The 16,410-nt window shown below is 58.8% G+C and carries 15 protein-coding genes; 2 read left to right on the top strand and 13 right to left on the bottom strand.

What is annotated here, in order from left to right; all coding sequences use genetic code 11:
- Positions 1-8 precede the first annotated feature (8 nt).
- The 11 genes from EnteroDNA1_RS03600 to EnteroDNA1_RS03550 form a co-directional block, all read right to left on the bottom strand.
- On the bottom strand, positions 9-998 hold the full coding sequence (locus tag EnteroDNA1_RS03600) for a putative FMN-dependent luciferase-like monooxygenase (protein ID WP_064672591.1): 990 nt from the start codon (positions 996-998) through the stop codon (positions 9-11).
- Positions 995-2,602, bottom strand: coding sequence for a dipeptide ABC transporter ATP-binding protein (locus EnteroDNA1_RS03595; protein ID WP_064672590.1), 1,608 nt, complete (start codon positions 2,600-2,602; stop codon positions 995-997). Before EnteroDNA1_RS03595 ends, EnteroDNA1_RS03600 begins: the two co-directional genes overlap by 4 nt.
- Positions 2,602-3,450, bottom strand: a complete 849-nt coding sequence (locus EnteroDNA1_RS03590; RefSeq protein ID WP_047060936.1) for an ABC transporter permease — start codon at positions 3,448-3,450, stop codon at positions 2,602-2,604. The genes EnteroDNA1_RS03595 and EnteroDNA1_RS03590 overlap by 1 nt, the downstream gene beginning before the upstream one ends.
- Positions 3,447-4,391, bottom strand: a complete 945-nt coding sequence (locus EnteroDNA1_RS03585) for an ABC transporter permease (protein WP_024909556.1) — start codon at positions 4,389-4,391, stop codon at positions 3,447-3,449. Before EnteroDNA1_RS03585 ends, EnteroDNA1_RS03590 begins: the two co-directional genes overlap by 4 nt.
- A gap of 10 nt (positions 4,392-4,401) precedes the next feature.
- Positions 4,402-6,021, bottom strand: a complete 1,620-nt coding sequence (locus EnteroDNA1_RS03580) for a TIGR04028 family ABC transporter substrate-binding protein (protein WP_064672589.1) — start codon at positions 6,019-6,021, stop codon at positions 4,402-4,404.
- Between the two features lie 149 nt (positions 6,022-6,170).
- Positions 6,171-7,181 carry an alcohol dehydrogenase AdhP gene (gene adhP, locus EnteroDNA1_RS03575; protein WP_033145630.1) on the bottom strand — a complete coding sequence of 337 codons (1,011 nt, stop codon included), beginning with the start codon at positions 7,179-7,181 and terminating at the stop codon, positions 6,171-6,173.
- A gap of 196 nt (positions 7,182-7,377) precedes the next feature.
- Complete coding sequence (locus EnteroDNA1_RS03570; protein ID WP_064672588.1) at positions 7,378-9,090, bottom strand: ABC-F family ATP-binding cassette domain-containing protein; 1,713 nt, start codon at positions 9,088-9,090, stop codon at positions 7,378-7,380.
- Positions 9,091-9,514: 424 nt separating this feature from the next.
- Positions 9,515-11,212: an NAD-dependent malic enzyme gene (locus tag EnteroDNA1_RS03565; RefSeq protein ID WP_023311897.1), complete on the bottom strand. Its 1,698-nt coding sequence runs from the start codon at positions 11,210-11,212 to the stop codon at positions 9,515-9,517.
- A gap of 176 nt (positions 11,213-11,388) precedes the next feature.
- Positions 11,389-11,526 (bottom strand): stationary-phase-induced ribosome-associated protein, encoded by a 138-nt coding sequence (gene sra / locus EnteroDNA1_RS03560; RefSeq protein WP_008501714.1) that lies wholly within the window; start codon positions 11,524-11,526, stop codon positions 11,389-11,391.
- A 95-nt stretch (positions 11,527-11,621) separates the two neighbouring features.
- Positions 11,622-11,837, bottom strand: a complete 216-nt coding sequence (gene bdm / locus EnteroDNA1_RS03555) for a biofilm-dependent modulation protein (protein WP_013096534.1) — start codon at positions 11,835-11,837, stop codon at positions 11,622-11,624.
- Positions 11,838-12,069: 232 nt separating this feature from the next.
- A complete protein-coding gene (locus EnteroDNA1_RS03550) occupies positions 12,070-12,921 on the bottom strand; it encodes a Vmh family MBL fold metallo-hydrolase (RefSeq protein WP_069302866.1) in 852 nt (283 codons plus the stop codon).
- A 110-nt stretch (positions 12,922-13,031) separates the two neighbouring features.
- On the opposite strand from EnteroDNA1_RS03550, the gene EnteroDNA1_RS03545 reads away from it, so the two are divergent.
- On the top strand, positions 13,032-13,907 hold the full coding sequence (locus tag EnteroDNA1_RS03545) for a LysR family transcriptional regulator (protein WP_064672586.1): 876 nt from the start codon (positions 13,032-13,034) through the stop codon (positions 13,905-13,907).
- A gap of 7 nt (positions 13,908-13,914) precedes the next feature.
- Here EnteroDNA1_RS03545 and EnteroDNA1_RS03540 read toward each other — a convergent pair whose 3' ends face one another.
- The gene (locus EnteroDNA1_RS03540; protein WP_064672585.1) at positions 13,915-14,874 is read right to left on the bottom strand and encodes a hypothetical protein; all 960 of its coding nucleotides are present in this window, start codon (positions 14,872-14,874) and stop codon (positions 13,915-13,917) included.
- A gap of 115 nt (positions 14,875-14,989) precedes the next feature.
- On the opposite strand from EnteroDNA1_RS03540, the gene EnteroDNA1_RS03535 reads away from it, so the two are divergent.
- Entirely contained in the window at positions 14,990-15,418 is a 429-nt protein-coding gene (locus tag EnteroDNA1_RS03535; protein WP_023311893.1) for an OsmC family protein, read from the top strand.
- Positions 15,419-15,441: 23 nt separating this feature from the next.
- On the opposite strand, the gene EnteroDNA1_RS03530 is transcribed toward EnteroDNA1_RS03535, so the two are convergent.
- A complete protein-coding gene (locus EnteroDNA1_RS03530) occupies positions 15,442-16,347 on the bottom strand; it encodes a LysR family transcriptional regulator (RefSeq protein WP_064672584.1) in 906 nt (301 codons plus the stop codon).
- Positions 16,348-16,410 lie beyond the last annotated feature (63 nt).

The raw sequence follows: 16,410 nt of genomic DNA, 5'->3' as shown, positions 1-16,410 counted from the left end.
GTGTCTCCTCAAAGAATGTGGGGGGCAATACGTTCGGCGATCAGTTCGATGGACCGCAGCGTGTCGCGATGCGTGGGTTCGACCGAATGGACCTGGAATGAGATATCCGTGGCGCGCCTGAGAATGGAGTCGGCATTCAGCGAATGCAGCACCGTATCGGGCGAACCAATATGGGCGTCAAACTGGCGGCGATAATCGGTGACGTTGTCACCTTTAACCACGTGCCCGGCAGCGCGATGCTGCTGGGCCTGTTTCGTGAGGCCCGGCGTTGCGACCCTGAGCGCATAGTCGTCGCTGTCGGCGACGAACGCCGTACGGGAGGCCAGAATGCGCGGTGCGATGCCCGCAGGCAGCGCCTCAAGGTAGGCATCCACAATCGGGTTCTGGATCTCGTCGAGCGTTAAATCCAGCCGATCTGCCGGGCGCGGCTGCGTGCGGGAGAGCATTAAACCGTGTCCGGCCCGGGCGGCGCGAACGGCTCCGTCAACAGAGAAGGTGGCAATCCAGATACGGTCGGCCAGCTGTGGCGCAGGCGGGTAAAGGTGGTTATCCGGATGGGTCAGCGAATCCCCGCGCCAGGCGCTCTGGATCACATGCAAATGGTCAGCAAACGCCGCGCCGCGCTCCTCGAACGTCAGTCCGAACGGCAGAAATGAGGTCGGTGTGCCGCCCGAACCAAAACCGACCTCAAGACGGCCATCGGCGAGTAAATCGAGCACGGCGGCATCTTCCGCGACGCGCAGCGGGTTTTCCATCGGCAGGGTGATGATGGCCGTGCCCAGGCGGATGGTTTCGGTATGCGCGGCTACGTGCGCCAGAAACAGCAGCGGCGACGGCAGGCCGCCTTCACTTTCGTGGAAGTGGTGCTGGGCAATCCAGGCGCTGTTAAAACCGTGGCGTTCGGCGTGGCGGATCTGTTCAGTTGCCAGACGATAGCGCTCCTTCGGCGCAGCGTCGTCAAGCAGGCGGGTGAAAAATCCCAGGCGTTTTCGCGTCATGCGAACTCCTCCGTAGCGGGTGAAAAATGGGGAATGGCGTCAATCAGCTCGCGGGTATAGTCGTTCTGCGGCGACGCGAATAAGGTTCCGACGTCGCCCTGTTCGACCACCTGACCGCCGCGCAGCACCGTGACGCTGTGGGCGATCCGGCGGACGGTAGACAGATCGTGCGTGATAAAGAGGTAGGTCAATCTCAGCTGCTGCTGCAGCTGCTGAAGCAGAGCCAGGATCTGCGCCTGCACGGTGACGTCCAGCGCGGAGGTGGCTTCGTCCAGCACCAGAATGGTCGGCTCCAGGATCAGCGCCCGGGCAATGGCAACGCGCTGGCGCTGTCCGCCTGAAAGCTCCCGGGCGGTGCGGGTCAGGAATTCGACGGGCAGGGCAACCCGCTGCGCCACCGTCTCCACCCGGAGCTTTCGCTGCGCCTTACTGAGTCGAGAAAAGTTCTTCAGGGGCTCCTCGATGATCTCGAACAGCGTCTGTCGCGGGTCGAGAGAGGCAAACGGGTTCTGGTAGACGAACTGGATCTTCTGGCGCAGCTGACGGCGGGCCTCGCGGCTGAGCGTGGTGGCATCAATATCATCAATGATGACCTGTCCGCTGTCGGCCTGTTCAAAACCCAGCAAAATACGGGCGAGGGTGGTTTTCCCGGAGCCGGATTCACCGACCAGCGCATGCGTGCTGCCGCGCCTGACGTCAAACGTCACCCGATCCAGCGCCTGAAGCTGATGACCTTTGCCCAGGGAGAATTGCTTGCTGATGGCGCGGGCGCGAATGGCCGGCGACGCGAGCGGGAGACCGGCTACCGGGGCGATGGTCAGGCGCTGGCCCTGGAGGTCGCTCAACAGCTGGCGGGTGTAGGCGTGCTGCGGCGTGCGGACGATATCGGCGGTGTTGCCCTGTTCCTGAACCTCGCCATCGCGAAACACCAGCAGCCTGTCCGCACGCTGTGCGGCCAGCGCCAGATCGTGGGTGACAAACAGAACGGCGGTACCCGATTGCCGGCGCAGGATATCCAGCAGATCGAGAATACGTTTTTGCACCGTCACATCCAGCGCGCTGGTGGGCTCATCGGCAACGATCACGTCCGGGCGCAGGGCAATGGCGATGGCAATCAGCACGCGCTGTTTCATCCCGCCGGAGAGCTGATGGGGATACTGCGTCATGCGCTGTTCGGGGTGGCTCAGGCCGACCTTTGTCAGCAGGGCGAGCACCTGCTCGTCGCGCTCGGCGCGGGTCACCTTCTGGTGGAGCTGAACGATCTCTCCGACCTGCGCCCCGATGGTTTTCACCGGGTTGAGCGAATTACCCGGATCCTGCGGTACCAGGCTAATTCTCGCCCCGCGAAGGGTATCGAGACGCTTCGCGGACCATCGGCTAATCTCCTCGCCGTTGAGCGATATTTTTCCCGCATCGCGCCGGGCGTTATCGGCCAGCAGGCCAATGATCGCCTGCGCCGTGGTCGTCTTGCCGGATCCGGATTCGCCGACGAACGCCAGCATTTCCCCTCGTCCGAGCGTGAAGCTGACGTTATGCACCACCTCTCGCCACTGGCGAGCGGTACGGTAGCTAATCGTCAAATTTTCCACTGAGAGAACGGTCATTAGCGACCTCCGCTGAACTGTTGGCTGATACGGTTGGTGGCCAGCACCACGGCGATGACGACCACGCCGGGGAAGGTGGTGAGCCACCAGGCGGTAGAGAGATAGTTACGGCCTTCGGCAATCAGTAAGCCCCATTCCGGCACCGGCGGCGGGGTGCCGTAGCCGAGAAAGCTCAGCGTGGAGAGCGCCAGGATGGCCTGACCAAACTGCAGCGTGGCAAAGGCGAGGACGGCGGTTAACGCGTTGGGCAGGATGTGTCGCCACAGCACGGCGAAAAACGTCCCGCCGCTGCCAAACGCCGCTTCGACATAATCCGTATGGCGGATACGCACGACTTCACCGCGCGCGAGGCGGGCGAAGCTGGCAATGGAGGCAACGCCGACGGCAATCGCGGCGTTAACGGTGCCAAACCCGAGCAGAATAATCACCGTCAGCGAGAGCAGCAGAGACGGGATGGAGAGCAACACGTCGACGAAGCGCATCAGCAGAGACTCGACGCGCCCGGCGAACGCCCCGGCGATCACCCCTAAGCCGGTGCCGACCACCAGCCCCATCGTCACGGCGGCCAGCGCCGCGCTCAGGGAATGGGAGGCGCCATATACGATACGCGTGTAAACATCGCGGCCAAGCTGATCGGTCCCGAGCCAGTGACCGGCCTGCGGTGCCAGGCGCTGTGCCCCGGCGATGCCCTCAATCGGGCTGTAGTGGGTTAACAGGCCGGGCGCTACGGCGGCAAAAGCGGCGAGAATAATCACCCCCCATGCCAGCCACAGTCCCGGCTGCCATTCCACTCCCTGCCAGGCAGGAACGCGTTTTCGCGCGGCGGCCGCGTAATCGACCAGACTCATGATGCACCTCCGGTAACGGTTTGCAGACGGGGATCCAGCAGCGGCATCAGCAGATCCACCAGCAGATTGATCAGGACAAAACCGAGGGCGGAAATCATCACTACCGCCTGAAGCACGGCGATATCCTGATTATTCACCGCCTGCTGGGTCAGCTGCCCGAGCCCGCTGCGGCCAAAAACGGTTTCGGTGATCAGCGCCCCGGCAATCAGCTCGCCCAGCAGCAGCCCGGCAATGTTCAGGACCGGCAGCAGGGCGTTGCCGGTCACGTGACGCCACAGGACGGCGGTTTCACTCAGCCCTTTGGCACGGGCGACGGCGACAAACGGCTGCGTCGCCACCTGGTCCAGACTGCGCATCAGAATTTGCGCCAGCGGGGCGGAGATCGGGATCGCGACGGTCACAATCGGCAGGATCAGCCCCTGCAGCGGCGTCGGGTTAATCACCGGGATCAGCCGCAGCTGAAAAGAAAAAAGCTGGATGAGGGCAATCCCCAGCCAGAACGTCGGTAAGGAGATAAACAGGACCGGCAGAGACTGAAGGGTGTTGCTCAGCCAGCGCAGACCCGGCAGACGCGATGCAAAGGCCAGCGCAAAGGCCAGCAGGACCGCGAGTACAAACGCGGGCAGGGCGAGGCTCAGGGTATCCGGCAGATTGCTGGCAATCAGCTCGCTGACCGGCACGCCTGCCTGTAGCGAATAGCCGAAATCCCCGCGCAGCATTGCCAGCAGCGTGTGGCCGTATTGCTGCCACAGCGGGCTGTCCGCGCCGTAGGCCACGCGCATCTCCTCGATTTGCGCCGGGCTTAAGCCCAGGTCCGGGTTCTGAAATTTAATCAGCACCGCGTCGCCCGGCAGCACCTGGAGCAACACGAACGAGAGGGTAAAGGCGGCCCACAGTACCAGCAGCCCGTGCCCAAAGCGTTGAAGAAGTGCGTGGCGCATCGTCAGCTCCTCAGTGTTTCTCAATCCACGCGCCGTAGAACGACGGGCGGCCTACCGCTTCAAAATTGACGCCTTTCAGCCACGGCGCGCCGGCAAAGACCTGCGGCTCCTCGAAAATCGGAATGACGTAGGCGTTATCCAGCAGGTAGCGCTGGGCGTCCCCCGTCAGCTGCAGGCGTTTTTGCGGGTCGACCTCAGCCGAAATGTTCACCAGCAGTTCATTCAGCCTGTCGTCACGGAAGTTTTTGACCTTGTCGCTGGATCCGCCTTTTTGCAGCAGCGCGTCGCGGTTAGCCGGGTAGAACATGCTTTTCACCACGTCCGGATCGGCGCGTCCTACTTCGGAGACGGTTAACGGGGTTTTCAGCGGGTCAAGGTTATCCAGCGTGCGGCTGCCTGCGTCTCCGGCTTTGACGCTCAGCGCCACGCCCACCTGGCGCCACTGCTGGGCAACCAGCTGCAGCACCTCTTTGTTTTGCGGCTGCGGCAGGGATTCATACACCGTCAGCGCCAGACGTTGGCCGTCTTTGGCGCGGATCCCGTCGCCGCCTGCTTTCCAGCCCGCCTCGTCCAGCAGCTGGTTGGCTTTTGCCGGGTCAAAGGTCAATTTGTCGCTGAGATCGACAAAGCCTGCGGCGGAACCGGCAATCACGGACTTCGCCTGCGGATAGTTGGCCGAGAAGAGGGTCTCGACCACCTGTTTTGCATTGGTGGCATGCAGCAGCGCCTGGCGAACGCGAATATCGGAGACCAGCGGGTTATCCGGGCGGAAGCTGATGCTGTCGTTCACCCCGCGCGTCGGGGCGGCGTAGATCTTATAGCCCCGATCGGTCGCCTGCTTTTCGTCATACGCCTGCACCTGGCGAATAAAGTCGGCCTGACCGGCCAGCAGGGCGCCCACGCGCACGCTGTCTTCCTGGGTCACGATAAACTTGATGCCGTCGAGATTGGCTGGCCCCTGCTGCGCCAGATTTTTCGGCCCCCACTGGTAGTCTTTGCGCGCTTCGAGCGTCACTTCACGACCCAGCTTCTCGTCCTTCACCACAAACGGGCCGGAACCAATGATGTGGCGGGAATCTCCCAGCTCTTCGAAGTTGCGCTTCAGCGTGCTGAGCGAGACCAAACCGGAGCCAATGGTGGCGGTGCCCTGCAGGAACCCCGGCGACGGTTTTTTGAAGTAGAACTTCACGGTCAGCGGGTCGATGACTTCGCTGCGATCGTAGTTATTGATCACTTCTGACACCGGCAGGCGCTGCGCCTTATTGCCTAAACCGTAGGTATCAAAGTTTTTCGCCACGGCGTTGGCGTCCAGCGGCGTGCCGTCGGAGAAGGTGATGCCGGGACGAAGCTTAAAGGTGTATTCGGTTTTATCGGCGTTGGTGGTCCAGCTTTCGGCCACCCAGGGTTCCACCTGCAGCGTTTTTGGGTTCTGCCACGTCAGTTTGTCGGTGATTTGATTCAGAATGCCGCCGTTCGGGTAAAAGCCACCGGCAGGCGGATAGAGGTTGGTGTGCGCCTGTTGCTCCAGATAAATCAGCGTGCCGCCTTTGACGGGCGCATCTGCGGCCCAGGCTGCGGTTGTCGCCAGAATCAGCGCCGTCAGCAGCGGCAGACGAAATGGGGTTTGCATGGTGAATTCCTTTGTTATCTTCTTGTTAGCGTCGGATTCATCATCGGGCGCGGGGGAAAACAAGGGAACCAAGGAATTAAGATAAGGATTGCCGGAAAATGGCTATAAAAAAACCGCCCCAGCGAGGAGCGGTAATGAAAGATGAACGATTATGAACGTAGGTCGATCACCATACGGCCGCGGATCTGGCCCTGTTCCATCTCTTTAAAAATGGCGTTGATGTCCTCGATTGGACGCATCGTGACTTTCGGCACCACCTTACCTTCAGCGGCGAACTGGAAGGCTTCCTGCAGATCCTGACGGGTGCCGACCAGGGAACCCACCACCTGGATGCCGTCCAGCACCAGACGCGGAATGTCGAGGCTCATCGCTTCCGGCGGCAGGCCAACGGCGACCACGCGGCCACCGGCACGCACGGCGTCAACGGCTGAGTTGAATGCGGCTTTTGCGACGGCAGTAACGACTGCGGCATGCGCGCCGCCGGTTTTCTCCTGCACAATTTTCGCGGCGTCTTCGCTGCGGGAGTTGATGGTTAAATCTGCACCCATGCTGGCAGCCAGCTTCAGCTGTTCGTCGTTAACGTCGAGAGCGATGACTTTGGCGTTAAAGACGTTTTTGGCATATTGCAGCGCAAGGTTGCCCAGACCGCCCAGACCGTAAATCGCGATCCACTGGCCTGGTTTGATTCCGGACACCTTCACCGCTTTGTAGGTGGTAACGCCGGCGCAGGTGATGCTGCTGGCCGCAGCGGATTCCAGACCGTCCGGCACTTTTACGGCATAATCCGCGGTGACGATGCACTCTTCCGCCATGCCGCCGTCAACGGAGTAACCGGCGTTTTTCACGTCGCGGCACAGGGTTTCGTTGCCGGTATTACAGTATTCGCAGTGGCCACAGCCTTCAAAAAACCAGGCCACGCTTGCGCGGTCGCCGACTTTCAGCGACTTCACGCCGGGGCCGACTTCTTTTACGATACCAATCCCTTCGTGGCCCAGGATAACCCCGGTTTTATCGCCGAAATCACCGTTCTTCACGTGGAGATCGGTATGGCATACGCCACAGCATTCCATCTTCAGCAGGGCTTCCCCGTGCTTTAGCGGGCGTAAGGTTTTTTCGGTGATATTGACCTGATGATCCTGAGTGACAACAGCAGCCTTCATGTGTATCTCCTTGTTCATGATGAGTATCTGCATAGCAGGTGTAATACTCCTCAAGGATTAGTGGTTTGGCGCTGTAATGCAAGGCAACGGCAACATAATGTCATTATTTAATCCATTTTCAGAATAAGAATACGGCGTTCCTCTAATAATTTAGGGGGAAAATACTGGCCCGACGAGAGACTCGCCGGGCGCAGACTTACAGCTGTGCCTCTATCTCCTCAATCTCTTTACGCCATTGCGCCTGCAGCTGCGGCTTTTGATGCTTCGGCTTACGCGCCAGATCGTCTTCCAGCAGCGCTTCCAGCGCGACCAGCCGTTCGAGCAGATCGTCATACGGCGAGGGTTGAACCGTCGCCGCGTCGATGGCGGGCGCGGTGGATGTCGCCAGCCCCGCGCTTTCACGCAGGCGCTCAAACACCGCTTCTGCATCGTGCCACTCGCTCAGCTTTCCCTCTTCAATCAGCCAGAAACGGTTGCAGCTTTGGCTAATTAACTGACGGTCGTGGCTGACCAGCAGAACGCCGCCTTCAAACTGCTGAAGGGTTTGCGCCAGCGCCTCTTTGCCTTCCATGTCGAGGTGGTTGGTCGGCTCATCCAGCATCAGCAGGCTGTAGCGGGCAAGCGTCAGGCCAACGAACAGCAGGCGCGAGCGCTCGCCGCCGCTGAGCGTGCTGACCGTTTGCCCGTGACGCGACCACGGGAAACCCGCGCTTATCAGCGCCATTTTGCGGTTCTGCGGATCCGGTGCGAAAGGCTCCAGCGCGTCGAGCAGCGTGGCGTTGTCCGCAAGCTGGTGAAGCGTCTGGTCGTAATAGCCTGGCGACACGCGCGGATGGATTTTCAACCCGCTGTTTGCGGACTCATCGGCAAACTGTTGCCAGATAAGCCTCATCAGCGACGATTTGCCGCAGCCGTTACGACCGACAATCGCCACGCGATCGCCGCTTTTTAGCCGCGCCATTTCGATGCTGAATAACGCCGGCAGGCCAGGTGCAGGAGGAACGTCGAGGTTTTCCATTTCCAGCAAACGGTCGGCCCGCAGCGCGTCGCCGCGCAGGGTTAACGTCCACGGGCTGCCTGCCGTGAGCGCCGTCTGGCTCTCCTTCAGCCGTTCGACCTGTTTTTCCATCTGTTTGGCTTTGCGGGCAAGATCTTCGTTGTCGTAAACCTTGCCCCAGGTCGCCAGCCGCTTCGCGCTGGCGGACACGCGGTCGATCTCCTTTTGCTCCGCCTTGTGGCGCTGCGCGTCGCTTTCATCCTTTGCTTCAAGCGCCTTGCGGGCGGCCGTGCAGGGAAGGGCGAAGTAGTGCAGCGTTTTATCGCGCAGGATCCAGCTGCCGTTAGTGACGGCATCCAGCAGCTGTCGGTCGTGCGAGACCAGCACGAAGCTGCCTGACCAGTTCTGTAGAAAGTGTTCCAGCCAGAGCATGGTCGGCAAATCAAGGTGGTTGCTGGGTTCATCGAGCAGGAGCAGATCCGGCTCGTGAATCAGGGCCCGCGCCAGCAGCAGGCGCGTGTGCTGTCCGCCGCTCAGCGTGGCGGATTGCAGCGCCATATCCTGCGGCGTGAAGCCCATGCCTGCCAGCAGCGTTTCGGCTTTCCAGCGCAGGCTATCGCGCTCGGCTAAAGGCAGCTGTGCGAGTACGGCATCCAGCATGGTCAACGGGAAAATGGCGTCCGGGAGATGTTGCTCCACGCGCGCCATCAGGCAGTGCCCGGCCAGCGAAACCGTTCCGGCGGCGGGGGAGTCAGTGCCGTCCAGCACCTTCAGCAGCGTGCTTTTGCCGCAGCCGTTGTCGCCCAGCAGGCCAATGCGGTCGCCTTTTTTCAGCGTAAAGGAGAGTGAGTCGAAGAGCGTGCCAAACGCCGTATCAACGCGTAAAGATTGTGCAGTGAATAAAGTGCTCATTGTTGCTTACCCAAGAGTTACAGGCATGTTTATGCCTCGTCAAACATCGCTGACGATAACTCAGTAAGCCCGAGAGAAGGGATTTCAGGGGTTGGTGTCTTCGCTCAAGCAGAAGTTATCGCAGCACGATACCGATAACGCTTGAGCTGGTGCGATCACCAAATGTATGTGAAACATTGAAAATTTCACGATACAGCATAATTGGCCTCCTTATATATTCAGTAGGTTAATGGATGAAGGGAGTGTAGCGGGGGAAAAGGAGTTTGGCTAGTAGGTATTCAATGGTGCGGTCTGATGCCCTCACCCTAACCCTCTCCCACAGGGAGAGGGAAAACACCCCGCCCGTAGGCCCGGTAAGCGAAGCGCCACCGGGCGATTGGGCCGCACTGCGTCTCCCTGTGGAAAAGGGAACGGTCAAAGCGAATTAAATCGAGGTACGGCGATAGCTGCGGTATTCAGGTTTCCAGAAGTTGTCGTCGATGGCCTGCTGCAGCGCGTCGGCAGAGGTTTTCACCGCCACGCCCTGCTGCTGCGCCATTTTACCTACCGCAAACGCGATCGCGCGCGACACCTTGTGAATGTCTTTCAGCTCCGGCAGCACCAGCCCTTCACCGTTGTTGACCAGCGGCGAGTAGCCCGCGAGGGTTTCGCTCGCCGACATCAGCATCTCATCGGTAATGCGGGACGCGCCGGACGCGATCACGCCCAGCCCAATGCCCGGGAAGATGTAAGAGTTGTTGCACTGGGCGATCGGATAGGTTTTATCCTTCCACACCACCGGGTCGAACGGGCTGCCGGTCGCGACCAGCGCGTTACCTTCGGTCCAGGCGATGATGTCCTGCGGCGTCGCTTCCACGCGGGAGGTCGGGTTGGAAAGTGGCATCACGATAGGGCGTTCGCAGTGCTTGTGCATCTCGCGAATGATCTCTTCGGTGAAGAGGCCGGTTTGCCCGGAAACGCCGATCAGAATATCCGGCTTCACGTTGCGCACGACGTCCAGCAGGGAAAGGACTTCGTTGTCGGTATCCCAGTTTTTCAGGTTCTCGCGCTTCTGCACCAGCTTGTTCTGGAACGGCAGCAGGTTCGGCATAGCGTCGGTCAGCAGGCCGAAACGGTCAACCATAAAGACGCGGGAGCGGGCCAGCTCTTCGCTTAAGCCTTCGCGCTGCGTCTGGGCGATGATCTGCTCGGCGATACCACAGCCCGCAGAGCCTGCGCCCAGGAAGACGATTTTCTGGTAGCTCAGCTGGCTGCCGGCTGCGCGGCTGGCAGCGATAAGCGTACCCACGGTCACGGCCGCGGTGCCCTGGATGTCGTCGTTAAAGGAGCAGATCTCATCGCGATAGCGGTTCAGCAGCGGCATCGCGTTTTTCTGCGCGAAGTCTTCAAACTGCAGCAGAACGTCCGGCCAGCGGTGCTTCACGGCCTGAATGAAATCGTCGACAAACTGATAGTACTCGTCGTCGGTAATGCGCGGATGGCGCCAGCCCATATAGAGCGGATCGTTGAGCAGCTGCTGGTTATTGGTTCCGACGTCCAGCACCACCGGCAGGGTATACGCCGGGCTGATGCCGCCGCAGGCGGTGTAGAGAGAGAGTTTACCGATTGGGATCCCCATCCCACCAATGCCCTGGTCGCCGAGGCCGAGAATACGTTCGCCGTCGGTCACCACAATCACTTTGATATTGTGGTTCGGCACGTTCTGCAGAATATCGTCCATGTTGTGACGGTTCTGATAGGAGATGAATACCCCGCGTGAACGACGGTAGATCTCTGAGAAACGCTCGCAGGCCGCACCCACCGTAGGGGTGTAGATCACCGGCATCATCTCTTCGAGATGGTTCTGCACCAGGCGATAGAAGAGGGTTTCATTGGTGTCCTGAATGTTGCGCAGGTAGATGTGCTTGTCGATTTCGGTTTTGAAACCCTGATACTGGATCCACGCGCGCTCCGCCTGTTCTTCAATGGTTTCAACCACTTCGGGCAGTAAACCCAGCAGGTTAAAGCTGCTGCGCTCTTCCATGCTGAAGGCGCTGCCTTTGTTGAGCAGGGGGAATTCGAGTAAAACCGGTCCGGCGTATGGGATGTATAAGGAACGATGTTTTTTCAGTTTGTTGTCCATGTCACTCACTCTTTTTATGAAGATCCGTCCCTGACACTGCTGTTTGTCATCTTTCTGGCCTGTGCGATGGGGTGCGGTCAGGCGGTATTATAAAGGAGCTAAATATTAATTACCGCAACACATAAACAAAAACACCATCGGGATTACCGATGGTGTTCTGGATCTCAGTCTGGAACTTACTTGCCGGCGTGGCGTTTTCTGCCGGTGGCGTGAGTGACCTGCGTTTCGTGGTCGCCTTCAATCACCACTTTACGCTGATTTGAAAGCTTGTAATTCAGTCCCAGAATATGGCGTGCCTGACGGTTCGATTTCATGTTAACTCCTCAATCCTGTTGATAGTTTTAAGGACCAGTTTGCTTACGCAAACGAAATGTAACCCCTTAGGTTGCAGATCCAGCTTAGCAGGTTTTTACAAGGGTGCGTTTTGCCCGCTGACGACGTAGTTAATAGTCTGCTGGTAGATGTCACTGAGGATGTCATTATCCGTGGATTCCACCCACTTGGTCAGTTCCATCAAAATGTCATCTTCAGTCACAGCACCGTGCTCGGCGTGAAGACCCTGCGCAATCGCGTTAACGAGTTCAGGTTGTGCTGCTGCGGTATTAGCCGGGTAATAAGTAAACATGCTGCCTCCGTGTCGTTGTCTGTTTAATGGTACGGCTCGCAAAAAATTTAATTCATAAACAGAATGGCAAATATTTTCCCGGTTGTGGTTCAGATTCATCTTAGAAATAAAAATGACATAAGTGCATGCTTTTATGTACTTTTAAAAGGTGTGGCTATATCGACGGGTAACGGCGGGGATATTTTGGCGGGGCTCCTGCTATCGCGGAAATATAGCAGGAGCCGTTTTTAAATTACCACTTCATTTCGCCAGTATTCACTTTGGCGCTTAATTCCAGCGAGCTTTCATCAGCCAGGCCCGGATACTGTTTTTTCAGGGTATTGATAACGCCTGCGGAATCTTTATGCGCGGCTAAAGCCTTTTCAAAGCGCTGCAGATAGTCGCGGGTAAAATCAATCGCGCCAGTGCCCGCTGGTGGGGTGCCCAGATAGTGGCCCGGGATCACGCGCTCAGGTTTGTGCGCGGCCATATTCTCCAGCGTTTCCTGCCACTGCTTGCGGCTTTCCGGCGTCTGGGTGTCTGCCGTCCAGACGTGAATACCCCAGGCTACCCCGGTGCCGCCGAGGATCGTTTTTGCCGACGGGATCCACACATAGGCCGCATAGCTGTCTGGCTGTTCGATGCCGACCTTTTCCCCGTCAACCATGAACGTGGTGGAGGCAAGCACCTGCGGGACGACCAGCTCCGTTGGCGCGCCGTCCTTCATCTGCGGCCCCCAGAAGGCGAGCTTGGCGTCTTTGGTGGCTTTAATATGGTCAACCACATGCTGCGTGGCCACCACTTTGGCATTCGGGAAGGCTTTGACCAGCGGCTGCAGGCCAAAATAGAAATCCGGATCGCCGGAGGTGATCACAATCTTGTTCAGGGTTTTACCGCTGCGGCGAATTTTCTCTACCAGCGCTTCGCCATCCTTCACGCTGAACTGCGCGTCAAACAGCACCGCCTCTTTCGGGCCGGAAACCAGCGTGGAGGAGACCGGGAAAATGCCTTTTTCCTGCGGGTTATAGGTATCAATGGTTAACGGCGCGGCAAAAACCGCAGGAGTGAAAAGGGTGGAAAGCAGGGCAAGGTGAGTGAATTTCATGCTGTTGTCTCTGTTGTTCAGGAATGTGTCTATTGTACGGATATTCTCATTTGCCAGAATTCCTGAAACAAGACATGCTTAGTTTCATAAATCGAGCAAATGGAGCTTATATGGATCGCGTTATCGCCGCTCAGGTTTACAACCGGATATGCGAGCTGGGCAGTTTGAGCGCGGCGGCCCGCGCGTTGGGCATTTCCCGACCGATGGTGAGCCGCTACCTTGAACAAATGGAGAAGTGGGCGGGAACGCGCCTGGTAAACCGCTCCACGCGCAAGCTGACGCTGACCGCGGCAGGGGAAAAGGTGCTGCAAAAAACGCGGACGCTCTCGCAGATTTCGCAGGAAATCGAGGGCCAGTCGGAGAAAGATCTGCCGTCCGGCACGCTGCGGGTGGCCTGCGCCCATTTTACCGCCATGCACCTGATTGCGCCGGTCCTGCCTGAGCTGCTCTCGCGCTACCCGCAGCTGCGCATCGAGCTGGACGTGAATAACCACCCGGTCAGCCTGGTGGGAGAGCGCATTGATGTCGCCGTGCGCATTACCGACAACCCCGAACCCGGCATGATTGCCCGCCGGCTGGGGGAGTGTCGCTCGGTGCTTTGCGCCTCGCCGGAGTACCTGGCACAGCACGGTATCCCCGTCAGCCCTGAAGAATTAGCGCAGCACAACTGTCTGCACTACAGCTTTTTTGCCGGGCAGTCCTGGCACTTTCTGACGCCGGAAGGGGAAAGCCTGAGCGTGGCCGTCAGCGGCAACCTGAGCGCCAGCATCTCTTCGCTGTTGATGGACGCGGCGATTAAGCACTGCGGTATCGCCATGCTGCCGGAGCGCGAAGCGTCTGCCGCGCTGGAACAGGGATTGCTGGTGCCGGTGCTGGAGGCGCTTGAGCCGAAACCGCTTGCCATCCATGGCATTTATCAGTCCCGGGAATACCAGCCTGCCGCGCTGCGCGTGTTCCTTGACGAACTGTCGCGCTACCTGGCATAAGAAGGGATTACTTCGCCTTTAGCCAGGGAGACGTCGTGCTCCAGAAAATAATATCGGCACCGAGATAACTTTCGCCGAAGCGGACAAATTCCGCTTTGGTGAACGGTTTTCCGGTCTGAGGATCCTTATAGGTCAGGGTCGGCTCCTGAACCGCCATGGCGATGAGCGGCAGCGTCTGTTTATTTTTATGGAAGAAGGGATAGGCGTTCTTCATGTGGGCCTTGCGGTTGGGAACAATGTCCGGCCCACCCAGGCCGATATTGTTGGCGCTGGCATACGCAAACAGTCGCCCCATGTAGTTGTGGTCATTATCCCATTCGCACGGCCAGAAGTTCACGTACTGCACCACGTGTGATTTCTGAAAAGCCTTTCGCGCAAAGGCCAGGTTTTCCATTTCACCCGCGAAATAGCCGTCGCAGGTAAACCCGACGGGCGGATTTTTTTCATCGAGATCGATGGCGGTTTCGGGCAGGTTTACCCCATACACCTCGCCATCAAAGCGTTTCGCGAGGGCGGCCAGCAGTGCCTGGTAGCGCTGGCGCACGGCGGGATCCCACTGACGCGCCACCCATCCTGAACCGACCGGCTTGCCTTCGCCGGGGTTATCGAACTGCGGCGCAATCCCGCCTCCGTATTGTGTGTCGCGCATGAGATAGTCCGGCACGTAGCGGGCGTCCGGCTCAAAGAAACGGTCCTGGATTTGAATAAAGAGTTTTTTTCCGGCGGCCTTAACGCGCGCCAGATCCTGTTCAATCCGCGAGAAGTCATAGCTGTCCTTCTCGGGTTCCAGCAGGCGCCAGTTGTAAACGATCTGCACGCCGCCGATATCGCTTCGCGCAACAAGCGGGAACGCCGCGTCGAGATCGCCCGAGCTGGTATAGATAAAGTTCTCCGGCGTTTTCGCCAGTGAAGAGAGCGACAGAGCCAGCGTGGTGACGGCAACGGCCATCCTGATTTTTAGGGCCATATCATTATCCTTTTTGTCGGTACAGCAGGTGAAAGTCCTGGAATTGTCTGTGTTCCAGGGTGGGTCAGATGCGTAGTCTATACTTAACCCTTTGTAAGCCAAAAGGAGAGCAAGAATGACTATTCATAAGCACGGTTCGGCACACTGGTCTGGCGACATTAAGCGCGGAAAAGGAACGGTTTCCACCGAGAGCGGCGTTCTCAATCAGCAGCCTTATGGTTTCAATACCCGCTTTGAGGGCGAAAAGGGGACCAACCCCGAAGAGCTGATTGGCGCGGCACATGCGGCCTGCTTCTCAATGGCGCTGTCGCTGATGCTCGGTGAAGCGGGTTATACCGCCGATTCCATTGATACCACCGCGGACGTCTCTCTGGATAAAACCGACGGCGGCTTTGCCATCACTAAGGTTGCCCTGAAAAGCAAGGTGACCGTTCCCGGCATCGCCCCGCAGCAGTTCGACGGCATTATTCAGAAAGCAAAAGCGGGCTGTCCGGTCTCGCAGCTCCTGAAAGCTGAGATTACGCTGGACTATAAGCTCAATTAAGCCACAGCCGGGTTTGCGCCCGGCTATCCCTTCAGCGCGGCGGGGAACACCTCCGCCAGCCAGGCAATAAACACCTTCAGGCGGTGCGTCAAATGCCGGTTCTGCGGGTAAACCACATGAAACGGATACGCGGCAGGGCGCCAGTCGCCCAGGATCGCCGCCAGCGTGCCCGCCTGTAAATACGACTTTGCCGAATACTCAAAGGTTTGAACGATCCCCAGCCCCGCCGCGGCAGCCGCCAGATGGGCATTACTTTCATTGACGCCGAGATAGTGCGGAATGTTGATTTCCAGCGCCTCGCCGTTCTGCCGGAAGCGAAACGGAAAGGGCCGTCCGGTGACGGGCGAGAGATAGCTAATCAGCTTGTGGCCGTTGCGCAGCTCCTGCGGATAGGCCGGGACGCCGTGATTTTTCAGGTAACCCGGCGTCGCGCAGGTGACCATTTCGGCGTTACCGAGATGACGGGCGATGAGGGTCGAGTCGTCCAGCGGACCGCCGCGGATCACGCAGTCTACGTTACCGCTGATGAGATCGACCGGCCGGTCGGCCACGCCAAGGTCGATGCAGATCTCCGGGTAGCGCTGCATAAATGCCGGAAGCAGGGGGATGAGCACGTCCCGGGCGGTGGATCCGCCCACGTCAACCCGCAAATGCCCTTTTGGCGTCGCGCGGGAAACGCGAAACGAGGTGTCGATATCTTCGATATCAATCAGCACCCTGAGCGCTTTTTCATAGTATTCCATCCCTTCAGGCGTCGCGACCACCCGGCGAGTGGTGCGGTGCAGAAGGCGTATATCCAGGTGCGACTCAAGCGATTTAACCAGCTTGCTCAGCGTGGCGATCGGCATATTCAGCGAGTCCGCCGCGCGGGTAAAACTGCCGGACTCCACGACCCGCGTAAAGGCGCGCATCGCCATGAGCTGGTCCATGATGACCTCGGATTATTTCTGTTTGTGAATAGTCATTTTCATTTTTGCCCGTTTTTCACTAAT

Origin of the sequence: Enterobacter sp. HK169 (assembly GCF_001719105.1) — a bacterium.
In the GTDB taxonomy this organism is placed as follows: Bacteria; Pseudomonadota; Gammaproteobacteria; order Enterobacterales; family Enterobacteriaceae; genus Enterobacter; species Enterobacter asburiae_B.
Note: the sequence above shows the minus strand (reverse complement) of the source record. Positions and strands in the feature narration are given on the sequence as shown.

Excerpts from the sequence above, each read along its gene's own strand:
- EnteroDNA1_RS03600 (WP_064672591.1), bottom strand. The coding sequence starts at position 998 with ATGACGCGAAAACGCCTGGGATTTTTCACCCGCCTGCTTGACGACGCT.
- EnteroDNA1_RS03595 (WP_064672590.1), bottom strand. The coding sequence starts at position 2,602 with ATGACCGTTCTCTCAGTGGAAAATTTGACGATTAGCTACCGTACCGCT.
- EnteroDNA1_RS03590 (WP_047060936.1), bottom strand. The coding sequence starts at position 3,450 with ATGAGTCTGGTCGATTACGCGGCCGCCGCGCGAAAACGCGTTCCTGCC.
- EnteroDNA1_RS03585 (WP_024909556.1), bottom strand. The coding sequence starts at position 4,391 with ATGCGCCACGCACTTCTTCAACGCTTTGGGCACGGGCTGCTGGTACTG.
- EnteroDNA1_RS03580 (WP_064672589.1), bottom strand. The coding sequence starts at position 6,021 with ATGCAAACCCCATTTCGTCTGCCGCTGCTGACGGCGCTGATTCTGGCG.
- adhP (WP_033145630.1), bottom strand. The coding sequence starts at position 7,181 with ATGAAGGCTGCTGTTGTCACTCAGGATCATCAGGTCAATATCACCGAA.
- EnteroDNA1_RS03570 (WP_064672588.1), bottom strand. The coding sequence starts at position 9,090 with ATGAGCACTTTATTCACTGCACAATCTTTACGCGTTGATACGGCGTTT.
- EnteroDNA1_RS03565 (WP_023311897.1), bottom strand. The coding sequence starts at position 11,212 with ATGGACAACAAACTGAAAAAACATCGTTCCTTATACATCCCATACGCC.
- sra (WP_008501714.1), bottom strand. The coding sequence starts at position 11,526 with ATGAAATCGAACCGTCAGGCACGCCATATTCTGGGACTGAATTACAAG.
- bdm (WP_013096534.1), bottom strand. The coding sequence starts at position 11,837 with ATGTTTACTTATTACCCGGCTAATACCGCAGCAGCACAACCTGAACTC.
- EnteroDNA1_RS03550 (WP_069302866.1), bottom strand. The coding sequence starts at position 12,921 with ATGAAATTCACTCACCTTGCCCTGCTTTCCACCCTTTTCACTCCTGCG.
- EnteroDNA1_RS03545 (WP_064672586.1), top strand. The coding sequence starts at position 13,032 with ATGGATCGCGTTATCGCCGCTCAGGTTTACAACCGGATATGCGAGCTG.
- EnteroDNA1_RS03540 (WP_064672585.1), bottom strand. The coding sequence starts at position 14,874 with ATGGCCCTAAAAATCAGGATGGCCGTTGCCGTCACCACGCTGGCTCTG.
- EnteroDNA1_RS03535 (WP_023311893.1), top strand. The coding sequence starts at position 14,990 with ATGACTATTCATAAGCACGGTTCGGCACACTGGTCTGGCGACATTAAG.
- EnteroDNA1_RS03530 (WP_064672584.1), bottom strand. The coding sequence starts at position 16,347 with ATGGACCAGCTCATGGCGATGCGCGCCTTTACGCGGGTCGTGGAGTCC.